This window comes from Streptomyces sp. NPDC001339 (genome assembly GCF_042895955.1).
Taxonomy (GTDB): domain Bacteria; phylum Actinomycetota; class Actinomycetes; order Streptomycetales; family Streptomycetaceae; genus Streptomyces.
Genome location: NZ_JBIAWT010000005.1, coordinates 304728 through 323299, shown reverse-complemented (window position 1 = coordinate 323299; position 18572 = coordinate 304728). Strand labels below are relative to the sequence as shown.

Here is an 18572-nt window from a genome sequence, read left to right as displayed (position 1 = left end):
GCACCGCCATGAGTACTGACCCCGACCAGCGATATGCGCCGTTCCCGATGACCGAGACCCAGCAAGCGCTGATGATCGGGCGTGGCGACGCCGTGGAGTTCGGCAGCATCGGCTGCTACGGCTACTTCGAATGGGAGCGTCCCGGGCTGGTGCCCGAGCGGCTCGCCGCAGCCTGGCGGGCGGTCGTTGACCGGCACGACATGCTGCGCACCGTCGCCCTGCCCGATGGCAACCAGCAGGTCCTGCGCACCCCGCCCGAGTACGGCATACCGGTGCTGGACCTGATCGGGCTCGACGGGGATGCGGCCGCGGCTGAACTTGCCCGACTGCGCGAGGAGATGAGCCACCGCATCTTCCCGGTCGGCTCCTGGCCGCTGTTCGACCTGCGGATCGTCCGGCTCGCCGGGGGCGTCTGCCGAGTGCACCTGGGCATCGACCTGCAGGTCCTGGACGCCTCCAGCGCCTTCCAGGTCCTCTTCCCCGACCTGATCGACCTGTACGAGGACCCGGCGGTCCAGCTCCCTGAGCTGGAGCTGACGTTCGCCGATTACGTCCGCTGGCGGACCGAGGTGCTCCCGCACACCGACGGCTACCGCAGGGCCCGGGACTACTGGCTGGATCGGGTCCAGACCCTGCCGCCCGCCCCTGATCTGCCAACGGGGGCAGGCAGTGCCGGGCCGGTCCGCTTCGACCGCCGCGAGTACCGTATGCCCGCTGGGCAGTGGCAGCGGCTGCGCGCGGCTGCCGAGCGGGCCGGGCTGACCGCGTCCGTGGTGCTGACCGCCGCTTTCGCCGAGGTGGCGCGGTGCTGGTCGACCACGGCGGACTTCACCGTCAACTACCCCGTCTTCCCCCGACCGCAGGTGCACCAGCACATCGGCCGGGTGCTGGGCGACTTCACCAACGCGGTGCTGCTGGAAGCTTCCAGCGCCGGTGAGACCTTCGCAGCCCGGGCCGCCGCCATGGGCGCCCAGCTCGAACGCGACCTGGCACACGCCGACTTCAACGGCGTGGCGGTACTGCGCGAGCTGACCCGGCTCCACGGCGCCGGGGCACGCGCCGCGATGCCGGTGGTGGTCACCAGCCTGCTCGACCACTCCGTGCGCCGCCCGGTGTCCGACCTCGGCGAGGAGGTCTACTCCATCTCGCAGACCCCGCAGGTCTCCCTCGACGTACAGCTGCGGGAGCTCGAGGGCGAGCTACGGGTCATCTGGGACTTCGTGGACGGGGCGTTCGCCGAGGGCATCGTCGACGACGCCTTCGCTGCTTACGTCAATCTGATCGGCACCCTCGCCGACGCCCCGGACAGCTGGGAAACCAAGCGCTTCGACCTGGTCCCGGCAGCCCAGCGCGCTCTGCGTCACACGGTCAACGACACCTCGGGGCAGATCCGTTACGCGGTGCTGCACGAGCTCTTTGACGAGCAGGTGGAGCTCACCCCGCACGCCGAGGCCGTGGTCGACCACCGTCGCCGGCTCACCTACCGGGAGCTGTCCGACTACGCCCACCGCATCGGCCACACCCTGCGCGAGGCCGGAGCCAAGCCCGGTGAGCTGGTCGCGATCGTGATGGACAAGGGCTGGGAGCAGTACGCCGCCGTCTACGGCGTACTGGCCTCCGGCGCCGCCTACCTGCCGCTGGACGCGTCAGCACCCGACGAGCGGCTGCACCGGCTGATGGCCGAGGGGCAGGTGCGTACCGTTCTGACGCAGAGCGCGGTGGATGAGCGCATCACGTGGCCGCAGACGGTGCACCGGCACTGTGTGGACACCGACTTCGAGACCGGGGACAGCGCCCCGCTGCCGGCCGCCCAGATCCCCGCCGACCTCGCGTACACCATCTTCACCTCGGGTTCCACCGGCGAGCCCAAGGGCGTGATGGTCGACCACCTCGGCGTGGTCAACCTGATCAGCGACGTCGCCGAGCGGTTCGGCGTGACTGCCGAGGACCGGCTGCTGGCGATCTCCGGACTGCACTTCGACGCCTCCATCTACGACGTGTTCGGAGTGCTCACCCGCGGGGGCACGGTCGTGATCCCACCACCGTTCGAGCACGCCGAGCCGGAAGTGTGGGCGAAGCTGGTCGCCGCCGAGTCGGTGACGATCTGGAACTCCGTGCCGGTCCTGATGGAACTGCTCGTCGGGCAGGCCGAGACCGTCGAGCGGACCACCGGCGAGCGGCCGCTCGCCTCACTGCGGCTGGCCGTGCTCTCCGGCGACTGGATCCCGCTGACGCTGCCCGACCGGCTGCGCACCACCAGCCCCGACATCCAGGTCGTGGGCTCGGGCGGCCCGACGGAGACAATCTGCTGGTCGGTGTTCTACCCGATCGGCGAGGTGGACCCGTCCTGGACGAGCATCCCCTACGGCAAACCGATCACCAACCAGCAGTACTTCATCGTCGACGAGGCCGGGTACGGCCGGCCCGTGGGCGTGGTGGGCGAGATGGCGGTCACCAGCGACGTGGGCCTGGCCCTGGGGTACTGGAACGACCCCGAGCGCACCGAGGCCCGCTTCGTGCACCTGCCCGAGTCCGGTGAACGTTCCTATCTCACCGGCGACTTGGGCCGCTATCTGCCGGATGGGAACATCGAGATCCTGGGCCGCGACGACTTCCAGGTCAAGATCCGCGGACATCGAGTGGAGCTCGGCGAAATCGAGACGGCGCTGCGCCAGGATCCGGCGGTGAAGGCGGCCGTGGTCGTCGCACCGACCAGCGCGCACGGTGTCCGCCGGCTGCACGGCTACGTCGTGCCCGTCGAGGGGGCCGGTGCCACGGCCGACCTGGCCGAGAAGGTGCGCGCACGGCTGACGGACAGACTGCCGGAGTATCTGGTTCCGGCAGCCTTGACCGCGCTGGAAGCGCTGCCACTGACCCGTAACGGCAAGGTGGACCGCCTCGGGCTGGCCGAGGCCGCGGGTCGGCACACTCGCGGCGCGGGCTCTCCCGCGCCTGGCGAAGACCGCGACGTACAGGCCGCAGCCGACCCGCTGACGCTGGTGGTGTGCCTGGCCACCGCCGACATCCTGGGCCTGGACCAGGTGCTGCCCGACGACAACTTCTTCCGACTGGGCGGGGATTCGCTCAGCGGCACCCGACTCGCCGGGCTGTTGCGCGAGCTGCTGGGGGTACCGGTCGCGGTCAAGACCGTCTTCCAGCAGCCGGTGATGGCCGAACTCGCGGCGCGGATCGGTGCCGACCCGCAGTACGGCGCGGCGGCTCACACCGCCGCCGAGGAACTGTCGCGGATGAACCCCGACACCAACACCGACACCGCCGATGGCATCGGGACCGCTGGCGAGCCCGCGTCCTCCGGTGCGCCCGTCACCACCGCCGCATCCGCTGACCGACCCTCCGAAAAGGGACGTTGATGAGCCTCACCCTGCCCGCCCCCACCCCGGGCGGACTCGCTGCCGACACCACCGACACCGGCGCCGCAGCCATGGATCTGGCCGCATTCGCCGGGCACGCCGCCCGCCGGCTGCGCACCGACGACACCGAGCTGTACGACCTGCTGACCCGCGAGGCCGACCGGCAGCGCGACACCCTGATGATGGTCGCCGCCTCCAGCGTCGCCGACCCCTCCGTCCTGGCCTGCGGCGGCACCGCCCTGGGCAACCTCACCGCCGAGGGCTTCCCCGGCGCCCGCTACCACGCAGGCTGTGACATCGCCGACGACATCGAGCGGCTGGCGATCGAGCGGGCCAAGTCCGCGTTCGGCGCCCAGGCCGCCATCGTGCAGCCGCACTCCGGCTCGTCCGCCAACCTCAGCGTGCTCACCGCGCTGATGGAGCCCGGCGACACCCTGCTCGGCCTGGACCTGGACTGCGGGGGTCATCTCACGCACGGCTCCCCCGCGTCGCTGACCGGCCGGTACTTCAACGCCGTCGGCTACCGCGTCACCGACGACGGGCTGCTGGACTACGAGCAGGTCCGCGAGCTGGCCCGGGCACACCGCCCCAAGGTGATCGTGTGTGGCGCCAGCGCTTACCCGCGCACCATCGACTTCTCCCGCTTCCGCGAGATCGCCGACGAGGTCGGGGCATACCTCCTCGCCGACATCTCCCACATCGCCGGGCTGGTCGCCGCCGGACTGCACCCCAGCCCCATCGATCATGCGCACGCGGTGACCACCAGCACCTACAAGCAGCTGTACGGGCCGCGCGGCGGGCTGATCCTGCTCGGTCGCGAAGCGAACGCCCCCGGGCCACACCGCGGCACGCTCGCCGCCACACTGCGCCGTTCGGTTTTCCCCGCCACCCAGGGCACCCCCGACCTGACGTCGGTGGCAGCCAAAGCGAGGGCGCTGGGCTTTGTGGCCGGTCCCTCCTTCGCGGCGCTCGCTCAGCGCCTCGCAGATGACGCCCGGGCCATCGCCGAGCGGTTGCAGCAGCACGGCATGCGGCTGGTCACCGGCGGCACCGACACCCACATGGTGCTGGTCGACCTGCGCGGCACCCACCTGACGGGGGATGTGGCCGAGGCGGCCCTGGAGTCCTGCGGGATCGTGGTCAACCGCAACCGGGTGCCCGGCGACACCACACCGGTACGGGTCACCTCCGGTCTGCGCATCGGCACCAACTCCTTGGCCGCGCGCGGTATGGGCCCGGACCAGGCCGCGGCCTGCGCGGACCTGCTCGCCCGGGTCATGGCGGCCACATCCGTTGCCCCCGACGGCGCAGCCGTGCTCGACCCGACGGTACGAACTGCGGTACGGGCCGAGGTCGCCGAGCTGTGCGCCCGGTACCCGCTGCCCGGTTACCGATACTGAGAGGGCAGCCGCTGCTATGCGTTTCTCCGGCTTTCCCCCATCGGGCCCGCGGCTGTACGCAGACCTCGCGGCCGACAACACCAAGGAGAGCTTCCGGGCGCTCAAGGACGTCTACGAGCGGGACGTCCAGGCGCCGATGACGGCGCTGGCCCGGGAGCTGTCCGAGGAGTTCGGCGAGGTGCAGGTACTGCGCCCACAACGCGATACCCGTATGTCGCACGACAAGTCCCCCTACAAGACCTACCAGGGGGCCTGGGGCGACATTGCGCCGTGCCTGGGGTACTGGATCCATCTGGACGCGGACGGCCTGTACGCGTCGGGGCGGTTCTACCCGTACGCCGCGCAGCAGATCGCCCGCTACCGCGCGGCGGTCGACGACGAGCACAGCGGCGGCCACCTCGCCAGGATCGTCGAGGAGTTGCGCCGGTCCGGGTTCCTTGTGGGCGGCGACCGGCTGCGCACCCGGCCGCGCGGCGTCCCGGCGGACCATCCGCGCCTGGAGCTGCTCAAGCACCGCAAGCTGGATGTCGGCCGCCGGTATGCGACCGGCGGCCCACTGCACACCAGGCAGGTGCTGGAGCTGGTGCGCGACACCTGGCGGGCGGTGCGGCCGCTGCTGGACTGGTGCGCCGAGCATCGGGTTAACTCCCTTGAGGGGAACGACCGATGACCGGCACCGTGGTGGATCTGCGCAGTGACACGGTGACCCGGGCGACGCCCGGGATGCGGGCCGCCATGGCCACTGCCGAGGTAGGCGATGCCATGTACGGGGAAGACCCGACAGTGGCGGAGCTAGAGGACCGGCTGACCGGGATGTTCGGCTTCGGCGGCGCGGTTTTCCTGCCCTCCGGTGTGATGGCCAACCAGATCGCGTTGCGGCTGCTGGTGCCGCCCGGCTCGGAGCTGCTGTGCGACGCCGAGGCGCACATCCTCGCCCACGAAGGCGGCGCGGCGGCCTGGCACGGCGGTATCCAGACCCGGTGTGTGCCCGCCGCGCGCGGACTGCTCACCGCAGCTGCGCTGGCGGGCCTGGTGCGGGCCGGCAACGCGTACACCGTCGGCACCCGCGCCGTCGAGGTCGAGCAGACACACAGCCGCGGCGGCGGCTCGGTGCACTCCCTGGCCGCGCTGCGCGGCATCCGGGAGCTGGCCGACGCAAACGGGCTCGCTGTCCACCTGGACGGCGCCCGGCTATGGCACGCACATGTTGCCACGGGCGTACCACTGGCGGAGTACGGAGCTGTCGCAGACACCCTGTCGGTGTGCCTGTCCAAGGGCCTGGGCGCGCCGGTGGGTTCGGTACTGCTGCTGCCGGGCAACCGGCTGGACGAGGCACGGCGGATGCGGCACCGCATGGGCGGTGGCATGCGGCAGGCCGGGTTCCTGGCCGCCGCCGGGCTGTACGCGCTGGACCACCATGTGGCACGGCTTGCCGAGGACCACCGCGCCGCGGCGCTGCTGGCCGACGGGCTGCGGGCGGCGGGCTTTACGGTGCCCGAACCGGAGACCAACATCGTGCTGGCGGCGGTGCCCAACGCGGAGGCGGTCGCCAAGCAGGCGGTGCGGCACGGAGTGAAGGTCTCCGCCTCCGCCCCGGACCAACTGCGCCTGGTGACCCATCTGGATGTGGACCGGGCCGGGTGTGAACGGGCCGTCGAGGTGCTGGCCCAAGCCCTCGCCGAGCAGCAGCACACCCCCTGACACCACCATGCTGCCACCCCACTCACAGTTTCCCACCAACATCGAGGAATTGGAGCGAACACCCCTGATGACCATCGAGATCCGCCCGGCCACCGCCACGCGCTGGGACGATGTCAAGGCCGTGCTGCAGCCACGGCCCAGCAAGCACACCTGCTGGTGCATGGCCTGGCGGCTGTCCACCGGCGAATACGGCAAGCTCACCGCCGAGCAGCGCGGCGACCACCTCAAGTCACTGACTTCCTGCGACCCGGCGCCCGGCGTGCTGGCCTACGTCGACGGGCAGGTGGCGGGCTGGTGCAATGTCGCACCGCGCAAGAACCTTGACCGGCTGGTGCGCTCGCGTACCATCCCCGCCGTGGACGCCGCGCCGGTGTGGTCGGTGACCTGCTTTGTGGTGCGTTCGGCCTTCCGCGGCAAGGGAGTCGCCGAGGCGCTGCTGAACGGCGCGGTGGAGTATGCGCGGGAGAACGGCGCCCCGGCGGTGGAGGGCTACCCCGTCGACCCCGAGGGCGGGCGGGTCAACAGCACCCTGGCGCACGTCGGCACCATGGGCATGTTCGAGCGGGCCGGCTTTCGGAAGATCCTGAAGACCGAGGCCAAGAGCGACAAGCGCAACCGCTGGATCGTCCGGCTCGAACTCGGCTGATCCACAAGGAATCTCAAAGGAATCTCACAGGACCGCGGCCGGTACGGACATCGCCCTAGGGCGCCGTACCGGCCGCGGCTCCGTCGCTACCGGCCGGGCAGAGATCAGGGTGTACGGGCCACCGTCTGCCACAGGGCCGTGGGACGCCCGCAGCGCAGCGCCTCCCAGGCCACCCGCCGGTAGCAGCCGGCCACCACCGCGTCACGGGCCAGGCCCGAGGCACCGTGCAGATGGACGGCGTCCCGGGTCACGTCCAGCGCGGTCTCCGCGGCCAGCGCGGTCAGGCCCGCGGCCTCGCCGGGGGTCAGCCGCCCCGCATCCAGGTCCCGGGCCGCGTCGCCGACTGCCCAGCGCACCGCGTCCAGCCGGGCCAGCAGCCCCGCCACCCGCAGCCGCGGCGCCTGGTGCTTGATCAGTGGCTGCCCGAACTGGCGGCGCTCGCGGATTCGGGAAACCACCGCGGTCAGCGCAGCGGCGGTCAGCCCGGTCAGCAGCGCGGCCTGCTGCACGGCCACCCGTGGCCCGATGCGGCGCAGCGCCGTGCGCGCCGCCTCCCCCTCCAGCAGGACACGTGGCGACGGCAACGGGGCGTCGGCGAACTCGGCGGTAGCGCACGGTCCACCGCCGTGGTCAGTCAGCGAGCGCAGGGTGACGCCCTCGGCCGGCAGCGGCAGCAGTGCCACGCAGGGCTCTGGCCCAGCTGCCGTGGCACCGCTGCCGGTGTCGGGGCCGGTGTTCAGGAACAGCAGCAGTGCTCCCGGCGTGACGCCCACCGAGAAGGGGCCCGCGATCCCGCTGACCGTGCTTGTACCGCGGCGGACGGTCCGTACCAGCCCGGTGGGCGCGGTGCCGTCAGGGCCGGGCAGCCGCCCGGGGACCGCGATCGCGATCTCGCCGCTGCGGATGCCGTCCAGGAGTGCCGTATCTCGCCCGGCGCCAGCGGGCGACGCGGTCAAAAGTTCGCAGGCGGTGAGCGTGCCCAGCAGCGGCACCGCCCCGCGGGCCGCGCCGGTCTCCTCGCACACCATCGCCAGCACCGCCTGGCCCAAGTCCAGCCCGTCGACGTCGATGGGCAGCGCGAACTCCCAGGCACCGACGTCGGTCAGGCGCTGCCAGGCAGTGGCCGGATCCAGCGTGGCGGCGGGCGTAGCGGCGTCCTCGGCGGCAAGGCTCTGCCGGACCGTCAGCCGCAGTTGCCGGAAGAGCGCGTCCTCGTCCTCGCGCTCCACCCAGCGCTCGTCCTCGCGCTGCCGGGGCACCAGGGTCGGGGCATCGGTGATCACGGTCGTACCTCCGCTCCGGAGTCAAGACGCAGCCGCGCCAGAGTCTCCAGCATCATTTCGGCGGTGCCCCCGGAGATGCGCATGCCGGGCGCCTCCCGCAGTGCCGCATCGAGGGGGTGGGAAACCTGGCCCAGGGACGGGTCACCCAGGATCATGGTCTGATCGCCATCGAACTCGGCTGCCCACCAGGCGACTTCGGCGGCGAGTTCGGTCGTATACCACTTGGCGGCGGCGGCTTCTTCCTCACCGAGCTCGCCCCGGTCGAGCCGGGTCAGCACCCGGCGCACCAGCGTTCCGGCGGCGAGCAGCCGGGTGTGCAGGCGGGCGAGCTCGATGTGGTCGTGCTGGCCCGGCTGCAGGCGGTCGCGGTGGATCTCCAGATGCTCGGCGATTGCGCGATACCAGCGCAGGGCCTTGACGTAGTAGTCGAGCCCGGTGCGTTCGAAGGCAAGGGTCTTGACGACGATGGCCCAGCCCTGACCGGGCTTGCCGACGATGTCGTCGGCGGACACCGCCACCCCGTCGAGGGTGATCTCATGGAAGGCGTCGTCGGTGATACCGGGGACGGGCTTGATAGTGACGCCAGGGGCACGCAACGGCACCAGAAACAGCGTCAGGGCGTCGGCGTCGTCCCGGGCCAGGCACAGACCGCGGTCGGCGAGCGGCGCGAACAGGGAGTGAACCTTGGTGCCGTAGAGCCGGTAGCCGGCCCCGTCGCGCACCGCGCGGGTGGACAGCACACTCAGATCCGAACCGGCCTGCGGCTCGCTGAACAGAACACAGCCGAACGCGCTGCCGTCGGCGAAGGACGGCAGATAGCGAACCTTCATGTGCTCGCTCGCGCAGTGCAGCAGCGTCGAGCCGACGATCTGCACGGTCAGGGTGTGCAGGAGGTCGGGCACGTCGTGGGCGGCGAGCTCCTCGACGAGTACGGCGGCAGCCACTTGGCTGACGCCGCGCCCCCCGTACTCCACGGGCCATTGTGGGGCGAGGACGCCGGCGGCGCCCAGCGCGCGGTGGATGGGCCTCGGGTCGCGGGTGCGGCGGGCCTCGGCCACGGGGGCGGTTCGCAGGACCTCCCGTATCTCCTCGCGAAGGGCGCGCATGGGGGTGGCCGGCGGCTCCTGGTAGAGCTCAGTGCGGGGCACGGGACCTCCTTTCACGGTTTCACGGATGCGGCGGTTACTCAGGTTCGGTGGATTCACAGGGCTACCGGGGCCCCCGACGGGAGCGAGGCCGCGCGATAGAGCACCTTCTCGATTCCCGCCATCAAGGCCCGTACGTCCGTCGGGGAGGCCATGGCGCGGTTAAATTCGGCGGTGCCAGTGATCCGCCCGTCGCGCTCCACCAGGCCGATGCAGGCCAGGGTGGCGTCCGGGGCAGGGCTGTAGAGCTCCAGGTGTCGGGCAGGGGGTCCGGGGACCTGCTCGACGTCGATAGCGGGCAGGTCGAGGGGGATGCTCGGGTAGTTGTGCAGGGCGAACAGCACCGAGTACGGCGGGACCCCACCGGCACCGAACAGCGCGTCCACCGGCAGGCTGCCGTGCGCCAGCGAGCGGGCGACCGCGATGCGGGTGCGGCGCAGCAGCTCGGCGAAGGACGGGCCGCCCGAGCAGTCCACCCGGATCGGCACGACCGTGGTGAACTGCCCGATAGCCGTCTCCAGCCCGGGCGCGGCGCGGCCCGCGGTGGGCGTGCCGATCACGATGTCCTCGTTGCCGGTGCGGTGGGCGAGTACGACAGCGAGGGCGGCGAGCAGTGCCATGAACGGAGTGGCGCCGTGAGCGGCCGAGGCCGCGAAGGCGGGTCGGGTGACCTGGACGTCCAGCCCCACGGGCAGATGCCCGCGCACGAAGCGCTCGCTGGCGGCCTCGGCCGGCCTCAGTCCCGCCAGCTCCTTGTGCCAGTAGGCCACTTCCCGCTGGCCTTCAGGGCCGAGGAGCCACTGGTGCTGCCAGTCGGCGAAGTCCGGGAACTGCACCGTGGGCTGCTCGGTGGCCGCCACGCCACGGTAGGCGGCGGCAAGGTCGGCGAGGAACACCCCGGACGACCAGCCGTCGAAGACCGCCAGATGCGCCGCCAGGACCAGCACGTGGTGGTCGTCGGCCAGCCGCAGCAGACGGAACGCGCTGCTCTGGCCCGCGGCGAGGTCCAGCGGCGTCAGAGCGCTGTCGGTGACCTGGCGGGCGACCTCAGCGGCCTGATCCACCACACCGGTCAGGTCCAGTTCCCGCAGCGACAGCTCCGGCTCGGCCGCCACCACCTGCATCAGCGAACCGTCAGGCCGTTCGGTCAGGTGGGTGCGCAGCGCCTCGTGCCGCCGCAGCACAGTCGTCAGCGCATCACGCAGCCGCGCCGCGTCCAGCGGCCCGCGCAGCCGTATGGCATGCGAGCCGGTGCCCACGGCAGGATCGCTGCTCCGGGCGTAGCGCCACAGTCGGGCCTGGGTGAGGGTGGCCGGGACCGGCCCGCCCCCTGCGCGGGGGACGGGCCCGTCCGGCGTGGCCGCCGCGTCCGGGGCGGTGCCGACGGCGCGGGCCGTCAGCAGGCGGGCCAGCTCCCGCTTGTGGGCGGGCAGCCGGTCCAGGGCGCGCTGGGCCGCGCTGCTCACACCGGCCTCCCCGGGACAGGGTCGGCCTGGCCTGACTGGAACGAGCGGAGCATCTCGGCGGCGTCCTCGTCACTCATCTGCTCGATCTGCTCGAACACCGCCAGTAGGCGATCCTGTTCACTGGCCGCCTCCTGTTGGGCGACGCGCACCAGGTCAGCAAGGCCGGCCACGGACGGGCGGCTGAAGAAGTCCGCCAAAGCGATCTCGAAGCCGAACAGGGACCGCACCCGCGAGACAACGATGGTGGCCTGCAAAGAGCTGCCGCCCAGGGCGAAGAAGTCGGCCTCGACGTCGAGGCCGGCGCGCTCCAGCAGCGGCGCCACCACCTCATTCGCGATCCGCTCCTCGATCTCGTCGCGGGGCGCGGTGCCGGCGGGTGCGGCGGAGTCGGTGGGCTGCGGCAGGGCCGAGTGATCCACCTTGCCGTGCGGGGTCAACGGCAGCGCGTCCAGTACGACGACGACCGGGACCATGTAACCGGGCAGGTGCTGCGCGGCGTGGGCGCGCAGTGCCGCAGGGTCCGCCTGGGCACCAGGGGCGGGGACGACGTAGCCGATCAGCGCCCGGTCCTGGCCGCCGCCGGAGCCGGTGGTGCGGCAGGTCACCACGGCCTGTTCGACGGTGGGGTGGGTGGTGAGCACGCCTTCCACCTCCCCGGGTTCGATGCGGAAGCCCCGCAGCTTGAGCTGGCGGTCGACGCGGCCGAGGAACTCCAGGTTGCCGCCGGGCAGCCAGCGCACCAGGTCGCCGGTGCGGTACAGGCGAGCGGTGGCCGGGCCGTCGGCGTAGGGGTTGTCCACAAAGCGCTCGGCGGTCAGCTCCGGTCGACCGAGGTAGCCGCGGGCCACGCCAGGCCCTGCCACGCACAGCTCGCCGGGGGCGCCGGGCGGCACCGGACGGAGCCGATCGTCGAGGACGAACGCCTGGTGTCCGGCCATGGGGCGGCCGATGGGCGGGTTGTGGTCATAGGAGCCGGTGCAGTTCATCAGCGTGACGGCGACGGTGGCTTCAGTGGGTCCGTAGCCGTTGACGAACGTCCGGTCCCCCGCGGTCCATTGGGCGACCAGAGTGCCGGGGAACGCCTCCCCGCCCACCGACACCAGCCGCAGACTGGGCAGGGCCGCCGGGTCGAGCAGCGGCAGCAAAGCGGGGGGCAGTTCGGCGACGGTGACCTGCTCGTCCGCCATCAGGCGGGTGAGCAGGCCGGGGTCACGGCGCTGGGAGTCGTCGGCGACCACCAACTGGGCGCCGGCCAGCAACGCGGCGAACACCTCGAAGACCGAGACGTCGAAGGTCAGCGGGGCGAAGTGCAGCAGCCGGTCGTCTGCGGTGATGCCGTATGCCTCGGCGATGGCGTGGCAGAAGTGGGTGACCGAGCGTTGCTCGACCATCACGCCCTTGGGGGTACCGCTGCTGCCGGAGGTGTAGAGCACATAGGCAAGGTCCTCGGGCCGGGACAGTGGCGGCAACGGGGCCACCGCGTGGACGGGCGCGGACCGGCCGATGGTCACGGCCGTTACATCGACGGGGAGTTCGGCGTCGGTGGCGTCGTCAAGAAGAAGGCACCGCACCGCGGCGTCCGCGAGCACGGTGCGGGTTCGCTCCGCCGGGGCCGCTGGGTCGACGGGCACGTAGTGGGCGCCTGCCTTGAGGACGCCCAGCAGCGCGGCCACGGCGTGCCCGCCGCGCCCCAGACGGACCGCAACCGGGTCGCCGGGGGACACCCCCGCCTCGCGCAGCCGGTGGGCGATCTCCTCGGACCAGCGGTCCAGGGCGGCGTAGTCGAGGCTGCCGTGCGCGTCGCGGACGGCGACTGCCGCAGGGGTTGCGGCAGCGCGCTCGCGGAAGGCGCGGTCGAGGGTGGTGGTGTAGGCGGCCTCGTCGACCGGGCCACCGCGGGACAGCTCCCGGGCGCGCTGGGCAGCGGTTTCCCCCTCCACCAGCGTCAGCGCACCGATGGTCACGTCCGGATCGGCGGCTACCTGCTCGAGGACCCGCTGGAAGGCGGTGAGCAGCGCGACGGCGGTGCCGCGGCGGTACAGCGAGGTGTTGTACTCCAGCGCGAGCTGTAGCCCGTCGCCCTCACTGACCAGGAAACTCATGTCGAACTTCGCGGCTCCGTCATGGAGTTGCTCAATGGCCAGCGCCACTCCGCCGGCCTCGGCGCGGTGGGTACCCCAGCGGCCCAGGGAGGTGAACTCGATCTGGAACAGCGGGTGCCGCAGCGGGTCGCGGGCGGGCTGTACCGCCTCCACCACCTGCTCGAACGGCAGCTCGCTGGCGGAGAAGGACGTCATCACGTCCTCGCCGGTGCGTGCCACCAGCTCACGGAAGGTCAGCTCGTCGGCGACCTGTGTGCGCAGCGTGATCATGTTGACGAAACAGCCGATGAGCTGCTCCAGGTCGGGGTGCGGCCGCGAGGCGCTGGCCGTACCGACGACCACATCCTCCTGGCGCGTCCAGTGCCGCAGCATGGCGTTGAACGCCGCCAGCAACGCGGTGAAGACCGTGGTGCCGTTCTCCTCGGCGACCTGAGTGAGTCGGTCGAGCAGCTCACGCGACAGATCCAGGGACAGGCCCTGCCCTTCTGGCACGCTGTCCGGGGTGCGCGGCCGGTCCGGCAGCACCTCGGTGGCGTGCGCCCCTGCCAGCAGGTTGCGCCACGTCCCGGCGAGCTCCTTGGTTCGCTCCTGGTCCAGCTTGGCCCGCTGCCAGGTGGCGAAGTCGGCGTACTCCACCGGAAGTTCGTCCCGATCCGCGCGGCGCCCCGCCACCGCCGCCGCGTACCCAGAGGTGAGCTCGTCGGAGAATACGCGGGTGGAGCCCGGATCCCAGACGACATGGTGCACCACCCACAGCAGCACATGGCGCTCCGGCGCCATCCGGAAGAGCTGGGCGCGCACCGGCGGGGCCGTCTCCAGGTCGAAGGGCGCCTCGGTGACCTGTCGGGTCAGCTCGTCCAGTTCGCGCTCGGAGGCCGGGTGACCGGACAGATCGGTGACGGGCATGCCCAGCACGAAGCCGGTCACCGGCTCCTGCCAGGGGGTGCCGTCGACCTCGATGAGGCGGCTGCGGAGTACCTGGTGGCGGGCGACGATGCCGTTGAGCGCCTCGTGCAGGGCGGCGGTGTCAAGCGGCCCGTCGAGGCGGACGGCCAGCGCGATGTGGTTGCGGGCCCGGCCGCCGGCCAGCCGGTCCACGAACCACATCTGCTCCTGCTGGAAGGAGGCCCGCACCCGGCCCTCGTGGTTGCCGCGCACCAGCTGTGCGCCACGGCGGGCACCACCCGACATCTGGTTGCGCATCCGGCCCAGCAGTCGGGAGCGCTGGTCCTGCGGCAGCCGACCGAGCCGCTCTGCGAGATCACTCATGAGGTTCCTCCGTTCGTCCCGGCCGAAGCGGATCGGCGGGTGGGGTGCATCTGGGCGAGCAGCTCGGCGAGGCGCTCGGGCAGGTGCTTGGCGAAGTAGTGGCGGGCGCCCGGGATGAGGGCGAGGTGGATGCGGGAGGCGTAGCGGCCCCAGTCAAGGTGGCCGGTCTCATAGCCGGCGGTGGCCTCGTCGGCGTCGCCGATGATGCACACCAGGGGGGTCGCCAACGGCCTCTGGTAGCCGTCGGGAGTGCGGGCGAAGAAGCGGGCCGCCTCGGTCATGTCGTGGCGGACCATGCGCATCACAGCGGCCAGGTCACGCTCGTCCAGGACACCGTCGAAGCCGTCCATGGCCGACAGGTGGGCCTTGAGGTCCTCGTCGGTGGAGCGCCGCTCCATTTCCAGGGAGAACTCCGGGTCCTCCTCGGGCAACGCCGCAGCCAGGTGCAGGGCGATGGGCGGACACCCCATCTCCTCCAGGTTGCGTACGGTTTCCAGCGCGGCGACCACCCCGGCGCAGTGCCCGTACACGGCGAACGGGCCGCGCACGGTGCGGGCGATCTCCTCGGCGGCGGTCCGCGCGAAGTCGGCGACCGGCACCATGGGGGCCGGGTCGAGCACATCGTGGCCGGGCGGGGAGACCGCCCACAGCTCCAGGTGCGGCGGCAGGGCCCCGGCCAGCGGCTGGTAGGCGATGGCGTCGCCGCCGCCGTGCGGGAAGCACACCAGCGTCAGCTCCGCCGGCTCGCCGCCGCGCTGCGGGGTGAGCCGGTGCAGCAACCGATGAGCCGCCGGTCGGGTATCGCGCGCCGACATTGACTCCCGGAGACGGTCGGCGAGTTGGCGAGGAGTGGGGTGACTGAAAATCTCCACGACGCGGATGTCGCGTCCCTGCTCCTCGGCGAGAACCCGGGCGGCCCGGACGGCGGCGAAGGAGTCCCCGCCGAGCCCGAAGAAGTCATCGTCAACACCGGCGGACGGGATGCCTATGACCTCGGCCCACTGGGCGGCTATCCGCTCGGCCAGCCCGTCGTCCCCTGGCGTCGGGGCAACCGGAGAGACCGGGACGGCAACGGCCGTCGGACGAGTCGGAGGCTGCTCCTCCACGGGCGCTGCCGCCGACGCTTCCGGGGCGGCGACTGCGCGGGCCTCGTGCGGTGCGGGCAGCGCCCGACGGTCCACCTTGCCGTTGGGGCTCAGCGGCAGCCGGTCGAGCACCACGATCTCGGCCGGTACGGCGTGCGGCGGCAGCACCTGCCCGAGTGCGACCCGTTCGGCCGCTGGGTCGAGCACCGCCTCCTCGCTCCCGGGCACGACATATCCCACCAGCCGGTCCGAGCCGCCGTCGTTGCGGGCCACCACCACGGCGTCGCGGATACCGGGGCGCTCGCGCAGCGCGCTTTCCACCTCGCCCGGCTCGATGCGCAGCCCGTTGAGCTTGATCCGGAAATCGGTGCGACCCAGCAGCTCGATGACGCCGTCGGCGCGGTAGCGGGCCAGGTCGCCGGTGCGATACAGCCGCTCAGTCAGCCCGGCCTCCAGCTCGGCCACCACGAACTTCTCGGCGGTCAGCTCCGGCCGGTTCAGATAGCCGCGGGCCAGGCCAGTGCCGGCCAGGTGCAGCTCTCCGGGCACGCCCACGGGCACCGGGCGCAGCCGCCCGTCGAGGATGTACGCACGCTGGTTGGCCATCGGACGGCCGTACGGCAGCCTGTCCCAGGACGGATCCACAGTGCTGACGGGGAACTCGATGGAGTGAATGGATGCCTCGGTGGCACCACCCAGCGCGGCGAACGCGAGGTTCGGCGCGAAGGCGCGGATGCGGTCCGGCTGGGTCACCGGAATCCAGTCGCCTCCCAGGAACGCCGCCTTGAGCTGCGGCAGGTGCGGTCCAGCGGCGTACTCCAGTTGGTCGATGAGGAGTTCCAGCAGCGCGGGTGCGGAGTTCCACACCGTCACGCCGTGGCGGGTCATCAGCTCCGCCCAGTGGGCCGGGTCCTTGGCTGCGGCCGGATCGGGTAGCACGAGAGTGCCGCCCGCACCGAGCATGCCCAGCACCTCGTACACGCTCATGTCGAAGCTGGGGGAGGACAGCGCCAGCACCGCGTCGCCCGGCCGCACCCCGTAGGAGCGATTCAGGTCCAGCAGGTTGTTGACCACGCCGCGGTGCTCCAGGGCGATGCCCTTGGGCGTGCCGGTGGATCCTGAGGTGAAGATGACGTACGCCAGATCACGGGAGGTTACCGCGGTGACCGGCCGGCTGGCCGGGCGCTCGGCGATCCGCGCCCGGTCGGTGTCCAGCAGGATGCGGGTGGTGTCCTCGGCCACCGGCACCCGGCCGACCAGGTCAGCGTTGCTGACCAGGACCGGTGCCACGGCCTCCCGCACGAGGAAGGCGAGCCGCTCGGCCGGATAGTCCGGGTCCAGCGGTACATACGCACCGCCCGCCTTGAGGACCGCGAGGATGGCGGTCACCAGGTCCGGGCCACGGCGCAGGCACAGCGCCACTGTGCGGTCCGGTCCCACGCCGGCCGCGACGAGGTGGTGGGCCAGGCGGTTGGCACGCTCCTCGATCTCCCGGTAGGTCACCGCCCAGCCGCCCATACCGCCACAGATCACCGCGGGTGCGTCGGGCCGTCGGTCCGCGTGCTCCTCGAAGAGGTGGTGCAGACAGGCGTCGGTGGGGAACGGCGCACCGGTGGCGTTCCAGTCATACAGCGCGGCCCGCCGCTCGGCGGCGCTGAGCAGCGGCAGCGCGGACAGCGGGGTGTCCGGGGCAGCGACGGCGCCTTCGAGCACGGTGAGGAAGTGGCCCAGCAGCCGGTCGACGGTGGCCGCGTCGAACAGGTCCGTGGGGTACTCCACCAGGGCCCGTAGCGAGGTACCGGTGTCGTGCACACTGACCATCAGGTCGTACTTGGTGGCGCGCGAGCTGAAGTCCAGCTGCTCGGTGCGTACTCCGGCCAGTGCCGGGGCCGCGTCCGCGGTCTCGTCCAGCAGGAACATCACCGAGGTCAACGGGGGGCGGCTGGGGTCGCGAGGCAGCCCCACAGCATCCACGATCAGGTCGAACGGCAGCTCCTGGTGCGCGTACGCCTGCAGGGTGGTGGCGCGAGTGCCGCGCACCAGCTCGCGGAAGGTGGGGTCGCCACCCGTGCGGATCCGCAGCGGCAAGGTGTTGACAAAGAAGCCGATGAGGTCGCTGACGGCCAGGTGATCGCGTCCGGAGACGGATGTGCCGACCACCACGTCGTCCTGCCCGGTCCAGCGCTGCAGGGTGACGGCGAAGCCGGCCAGCAGAGTCATGTAAAGGGTTGCACCCTCACCCGGCGCAAACTCCCGTAGCCGAGCTACGAGTTCGGTGGGAATGTCCAGGTACCGGGAGTCGCCGCGGTGGCCGAAGACCGGCGGGCGGGGGCGGTCGGTGGGCAGATCCACGGGGGCGGCGCCGGCCAGCTCGCCGCGCCAGAATGCGGTCAGCGATGCCAGCCGCTCGCCGCTGACCCGACGCCGCTGCCATGCGGCGAAGTCCGCGTACTGGAGGGAAAGTTGGGGCAGTCGCGGGTCGCGTCGCTCGATCCGGGCCGCGTAGCAGCGCTCCAACTCGGTATAGAGCAGTCGCATCGACCAGCCGTCGGTGACGATGTGGTGCAGGTTCAGCACCAGCACGTGGTCGTCGACGGCCAGCCGCCCCAGGCGGGCGCGCACCGGGGCGTGGGCCGCCAGGTCGAACGGGCCGGCCGCGTCGGCGGCGTAGAAGACTTGCACCTCGGACTCGTCCGCCAGGTCGGTGACCGGCAGGTCAAGGCGGAACCCGGGCAGTGGGTGCGGCACGGCCTCGGTACCGCTCGGGGCGTAGACGGTGCGCAGCACTTCGTGGCGGTCCACGATCTGCTGGAGCGCATCGCGCAGCGCCGCCACGTCCAGCGGGCCTCGGATGCGGGTGGCCACCGGCACGTTGTATGCAGGGCTGCCGGGCTGGAGCTGGTCGATGAACCACAGGCGGCGCTGGGCGAAGGACATCATCGCCGGCTGGGCGGGGTCCCGGGGGACCAGGTCGTCCTGGTCCCGCTGGGGGGTGGTGCGCCCGGGCCGACCGGTGAGCGCTTGGAACAGCGCCCGGCGACCGGCCGGTAGCGCGGCGATACGTTCGGCGAGTTTGTCTCTCACCTGGAGCCTCCGTGCCTGTT

Annotated in this window: 10 protein-coding genes; 5 read left to right on the top strand and 5 right to left on the bottom strand. The window is 71.9% G+C overall.

The window, feature by feature from the left end; translation table 11 throughout:
- Positions 1-8 precede the first annotated feature (8 nt).
- The 5 genes from ACFY12_RS16785 to ACFY12_RS16765 are packed head-to-tail and all read left to right on the top strand — an operon-like array spanning position 9 to position 7118.
- Complete coding sequence (locus ACFY12_RS16785; RefSeq protein WP_390716518.1) at positions 9-3371, top strand: amino acid adenylation domain-containing protein; 3363 nt, start codon at positions 9-11, stop codon at positions 3369-3371.
- On the top strand, positions 3371-4771 hold the full coding sequence (gene glyA, locus ACFY12_RS16780; RefSeq protein ID WP_390716517.1) for a serine hydroxymethyltransferase: 1401 nt from the start codon (positions 3371-3373) through the stop codon (positions 4769-4771). Before ACFY12_RS16785 ends, glyA begins: the two co-directional genes overlap by 1 nt.
- A gap of 16 nt (positions 4772-4787) precedes the next feature.
- The gene (locus tag ACFY12_RS16775) at positions 4788-5441 is read left to right on the top strand and encodes a DUF2461 domain-containing protein (RefSeq protein WP_390716516.1); all 654 of its coding nucleotides are present in this window, start codon (positions 4788-4790) and stop codon (positions 5439-5441) included.
- The gene (locus ACFY12_RS16770) at positions 5438-6472 is read left to right on the top strand and encodes a threonine aldolase family protein (protein ID WP_390716515.1); all 1035 of its coding nucleotides are present in this window, start codon (positions 5438-5440) and stop codon (positions 6470-6472) included. The genes ACFY12_RS16775 and ACFY12_RS16770 overlap by 4 nt, the downstream gene beginning before the upstream one ends.
- Positions 6473-6521: 49 nt before the next feature.
- Positions 6522-7118, top strand: a complete 597-nt coding sequence (locus tag ACFY12_RS16765) for a GNAT family N-acetyltransferase (protein WP_390716514.1) — start codon at positions 6522-6524, stop codon at positions 7116-7118.
- 104 nt (positions 7119-7222) lie between these two features.
- On the opposite strand, the gene ACFY12_RS16760 is transcribed toward ACFY12_RS16765, so the two are convergent.
- From ACFY12_RS16760 to ACFY12_RS16740, 5 genes are read right to left on the bottom strand one after another with little or no spacing between them, the layout of a single operon-like run.
- Complete coding sequence (locus ACFY12_RS16760) at positions 7223-8401, bottom strand: acyl-CoA dehydrogenase family protein (RefSeq protein ID WP_390716513.1); 1179 nt, start codon at positions 8399-8401, stop codon at positions 7223-7225.
- Positions 8398-9549, bottom strand: coding sequence for an acyl-CoA dehydrogenase family protein (locus ACFY12_RS16755; protein ID WP_390716512.1), 1152 nt, complete (start codon positions 9547-9549; stop codon positions 8398-8400). Before ACFY12_RS16755 ends, ACFY12_RS16760 begins: the two co-directional genes overlap by 4 nt.
- 53 nt (positions 9550-9602) lie before the next feature.
- Positions 9603-11012 carry a condensation domain-containing protein gene (locus tag ACFY12_RS16750; RefSeq protein WP_390716511.1) on the bottom strand — a complete coding sequence of 470 codons (1410 nt, stop codon included), beginning with the start codon at positions 11010-11012 and terminating at the stop codon, positions 9603-9605.
- Complete coding sequence (locus ACFY12_RS16745) at positions 11009-14383, bottom strand: amino acid adenylation domain-containing protein (protein ID WP_390716510.1); 3375 nt, start codon at positions 14381-14383, stop codon at positions 11009-11011. The genes ACFY12_RS16750 and ACFY12_RS16745 overlap by 4 nt, the downstream gene beginning before the upstream one ends.
- Complete coding sequence (locus tag ACFY12_RS16740) at positions 14380-18552, bottom strand: amino acid adenylation domain-containing protein (RefSeq protein WP_390716509.1); 4173 nt, start codon at positions 18550-18552, stop codon at positions 14380-14382. Before ACFY12_RS16740 ends, ACFY12_RS16745 begins: the two co-directional genes overlap by 4 nt.
- Positions 18553-18572 lie beyond the last annotated feature (20 nt).

Coding starts and splice junctions, on each gene's coding strand:
- ACFY12_RS16745 (WP_390716510.1), bottom strand. CDS start 14,383: ATGAGTGATCTCGCAGAGCGGCTCGGTCGGCTGCCGCAGGACCAGCGC.
- glyA (WP_390716517.1), top strand. CDS start 3,371: ATGAGCCTCACCCTGCCCGCCCCCACCCCGGGCGGACTCGCTGCCGAC.
- ACFY12_RS16785 (WP_390716518.1), top strand. CDS start 9: ATGAGTACTGACCCCGACCAGCGATATGCGCCGTTCCCGATGACCGAG.
- ACFY12_RS16775 (WP_390716516.1), top strand. CDS start 4,788: ATGCGTTTCTCCGGCTTTCCCCCATCGGGCCCGCGGCTGTACGCAGAC.
- ACFY12_RS16770 (WP_390716515.1), top strand. CDS start 5,438: ATGACCGGCACCGTGGTGGATCTGCGCAGTGACACGGTGACCCGGGCG.